The organism is Bartonella rattimassiliensis 15908, assembly GCF_000278215.1.
GTDB lineage: Bacteria > Pseudomonadota > Alphaproteobacteria > Rhizobiales > Rhizobiaceae > Bartonella > Bartonella rattimassiliensis.
Map to the genome: position 1 here is coordinate 171,168 of NZ_JH725068.1, position 4,545 is coordinate 175,712.

Genomic DNA, 4,545 nt, shown 5'->3' on the forward strand with positions numbered 1-4,545 from the left:
TTGTAATGACTTCACCTGTGCAACATTCACAGCATCAGTATCATTCGTACCAGCTGAAACACCTACGATCTGTCTGGTTATACCTTTTTCAGAATCACCAATACTGAGTGCACCAAGGCTGGATTCCCATATACTATCTTGTTTATCTGAATTCGCTTTCATACTAGGGTCATAACCTATAACACCAGCTCCAACATTAGCAAGAGAGCCATAACCCAATACAATACTGTCTCTAACGGCTACTTTTGCTTGGAAACCAACTGCAACCGAATAGGAAGTGTCTAGGGATGAATCTTCTCCCTTAGGCCCTGCGTTACTACCAATGACAACCATACCAACAACATCAGCTTTTGTACCATAACCAAAAGCGATTGCGCCATCGGCATTAACACTTGAATAAGCACCAATAGCAATTGCACCGTTTCTACTAGCGGCTGTATAGCTACCAATAGAAATTGCATCAGGTACATGCGAACTAACTTTGGCTTTATAACCAATAGCAATTGCATTTATAGCCCCTACTCCAACACTTGCGCTATTACCTATAGCAATTGAAGATTGCCCATCAGCTATAGCATCTTTAAAATCTTTACCAATTGTATTAACTTTTAAACCTTTTATAGTCGCTGCTTTTTGTACTGCTTTTAGCTGTGCAACATTCACCGCATCAGTGTCTTCTATACCTTCTTTTATACCAGAAATAATTCTGCTCTCATTATCCTTATTGGCAACAGTGATTTTAGTACCTTCTTTTTCTTCCCCTAGTTTGATTAATTTTGTCTCTTCATTCCACTTAACAAGGCTATCGCTTCTCACATTGGCAATTGCATTGTTAATTTGCTCAGTAAATTTATTGTTAATATTTGTAATAGAAGCACCAACTCCAGTTAAAGCCTCCGCTACATTCTCATAAGTTCCATCTTTTTCCTCACCATTCGTATCAAATATTTTAAACTTGAAAGTAGGAGCACTCCATTTACCATCTTTATAACTACCACCACCTAAAGACGCCGCAACATTGTCGCCTAAGGAATAAAGCTGAGAACCGGTAATCGCATCCATGGACCCCATAAAAATATCGCCAAACTTAACATTTGTAACTTTCTTTTTTCCAGCATCAATACCACCAGTGGTTATTTTCGGACCCCCAGAAATTATTAATCCTGCTGCGTCTAAGACGTTGTTTCCTACTTTTAGACTATCGATTATGATTCCCCTAGCGAGATCAAATTTTATCTTATTACCATCTTTGCCTTTTGTGACTGTGAGGTTTGTACTGCCAGTAGAAAAATCCACTACATCATCTAAACCAATACCTTCAGAATCTTCACCATTAACAGTCAATTTCCAATTTCCTATTGCTCCTCTTAATTTTTTTAACTGCGCAACATTTACTGCATCGGTATCTTCAGTTCCTGCTGCAACTCCTGTAATTTGGCGTGTTACCTTACCCTCAACAAAACCAACACTAAAAGCACCTGCAGTGCTTTTCCACTCAATGCCAGAATCTGTCGTACGGCCATTCTTTACAGGATCATAACCCAAAACACTATGATCAGTATTAGAAACAGATCTGCTACCTACTGCAATACCACCTGAAACACGCGCTATTGCGTTTGTACCAATAGCAATCGCCTCTTGCCCATACGCCATTGTTTTATTCTCTGAAGAATCGGAACTTCCTATAGCTATCGCCCCAGAACTTTGAGCCACAGCCCGCTGACCAATCGCAACACTGTGCTGACCAGATGCAACAGAAAGTCCACCAAAGGCAAGTGCAGCATCCCCTGATGCTTCTGACCCAACACCTACAGCAACACTTACTTTCCCGCTTGCAAGCGCAGAAACTCCAAAAGCTTGTGCTCCTCCTGAACGTGCAGTAGCATTTGCACCAAATGCCACTGAATAATTACCTCGTGCAGAAGATCCACAACCAGTTGCAAAAGAATAAATACCATGCGCCACAGGCAAAATATTAGTATCACCACGAGTAGTATCCATCCCCATATAACCATTGTTCGAAGCTGTCCTTCCATCGCCACTCCAACGATCCAATGCACCATCGTTACTCCCATAAGGATGGAAACCACCAAATGCTTTATTTTCAATAAATCTTTGATATTGTTCTTCTGCAGTTATTTGCTTAGCTTTACGCTCTTGACCATGACTTATAATAGTATCTCCACGGCCAATAACATTATCTACACCACAGAAATCATCATCACCAGATAAAACAATACTACCATGACTTCCTCTAGGATACGCCACACCAGGAGAATTATCACTCATAATTTTTTGCCCTGTTATGGCAAGATTCGAAGCAAACACAGAAGAATCATTCAATAAAAATGCAATCATTGCCAGGAACGAAATCCCCCTCATCATAGAAAATGGGTAAAAAAAACGAATACACTTTACGTCATTGCGTGTTAGTGTGGCATAGATTTTTTTCATAATAAATTCTCCAATGAAAAAATTTAAAAACGCCTCCAAAAACATAAAAAAGACACATTTCAGTATTAATCACTATTTAGGTTTTGGAAAGATAAGATTTTAGAATGTAAACATTTTGAGTCTTTTATCTTTTTGGTTTTGTGGTGTTTTAAGCATTTATTTTTGACATAACAAAGACATATTTCAGGTTTAGTGCTTATCGTATGTTGTTTTTGCTACCTAATTTAGAAAGGGATTTGTATATCGGTTTGCTTTTTTATTTTGCAATGATCGCTATAAAATGCTTTATAAAAGTTTAATGAGTACTTTTATAGTTATAGGTTTTAGCTTTACTGGCAGTTTTTTTTACTAATAATTTAAGCAGAGTGGAAATTTATAACGTTTAGGGGATGCGAATTTCCTTGATTGTTTTTTTTGGTGAGATTTTATAGGTGTCATATAATGATATATGTCTTATGATGTGTTTTTTATTTTTACGCATTACTCAATCCCCCTTTGAAAATTTATTAATCAAAACGAGTCTCACTTACGACAATCTTTGTTTCTTATAAAACATATCTTCAAGATATCAAGAAAAAAATGATTCTTTTGAGATATTTAGGGGAAAAAAAGTTACTGTAGAGATTTGAAATGTAGTTTCTTTGTAACAGTTACCAAGAAATTTTATGGTTGTAAAACTCATATTTTTATTGCGTTTATATACTTAAAAAAATTGCCCTTGCTTTATAAGAACAAAGGCAAATAAGGTTTTGTTAAATGTTTTATTTTTGATTGTTAATTTAATGTTAAGCTTAACCCTACACCTACTCCCCAATGCCCTCCAGCACTTGTCACTGACAGATTTGAGCGAATCTTTCCATCTTCAGATGTATAACCTGCACCAACAGCAAATGCCGATTGACTACGCCACAAACCACTCCCAAATGAAACACTTAAAGATCCTGGTATGTCATAGTAACGTAAGTTAGATACCGCCAAACCAATCGCCGCAGCTTGTCTTGCCTCCTTGCGAACACCCTCAACAGCATAATTCAACATCTCAAACTTCATATCTGTATAGGACTTCACCTCACTAACGCTACTACTGACAAGATTACTAACTCTATCATCCGTATACTTCTTCGCATCATCTAGAATGAGCTTCATCTGTTCTTCTGTATAATCATGTAACTGACCACCATTAACAGCTTGCTTAGAGCCTTTTTCTATCTTACCCGCCGCTACATTATCTATTGATACTGGTGCACCTTCATCACCACCTGCTAAGGTAATGCTATTGCTCTTCTTCCCATCATTAGCCCTATCGTATTTAACGACCCCATCCGTAACTACATATTCAATATCTTTAACTTGTTGATCTATCGTATCTATCTTTTTCTCAACCTTTGCCACCCTGTCATTCGTTTCCCAAAGCTGGCCTCCATTCACAACATCTTTCGAGTCTTTTTCTACCTTACCATCCGATACATTCGTAATCTTACTCGAAGTTCCATTATGACTAGCATCATAGGCGCCTGCCTCTTCATTCCAATTTAAACCATTCTTATCAACATTTTCAGTAACCTCTTTAACACGCTTGTTGATACTCTCCATACTCTTACTGACACCTTCAAAGGCACCTGCTACATCATTATAGGACACCTTACCAGCTGAACTACCATCGGCTTTGAATTGCGAAACTTCAAAGGTCGGGACTGTCCAAGTACCACCTTCATAACTAGCACCACCGCCAAAATATTTCGCAAGCGTCTGATTTAATGAATAAAGCTGGTTACCCGTGATCGCCTCCGTGGAACCTTCAAATATAGCGCCATCTAAAAGTGACTTCAATTTGCTCTTACCTCTTTTGTCTCCCTTCCCATGAAGCGCTACAAACGCAAGATCTTCATCACTCCACAACAACGCATTCTGCTCAATATTCCCTGAAATCTCACTATGAAGCTTCGTGAAGGAACTGCTTACACCAGCAAACGCTTCAGAAATATTACGATAAATATGCTCTTCAGGTTTTCCATTATCATCGAAGGTCGTAACTTTGAACGTAGGAGCTGTCCATTGACCATCTTCATATTTAGCATCACCACCAAAATA

1 protein-coding gene and 1 pseudogene are annotated in these 4,545 nt (G+C 38.2%); both read right to left on the reverse strand.

Annotation, left to right across the window (positions count from 1 at the left end; all coding sequences use genetic code 11):
- Positions 1-2,454 (reverse strand): annotated as a pseudogene (locus MCY_RS10195) (hypothetical protein); the annotation flags it as partial.
- Positions 2,455-3,228: 774 nt separating this feature from the next.
- The coding region (locus MCY_RS07245) for a Vomp family autotransporter (RefSeq protein WP_007347720.1) at positions 3,229-4,545 on the reverse strand (1,317 nt) is incomplete at its 5' end.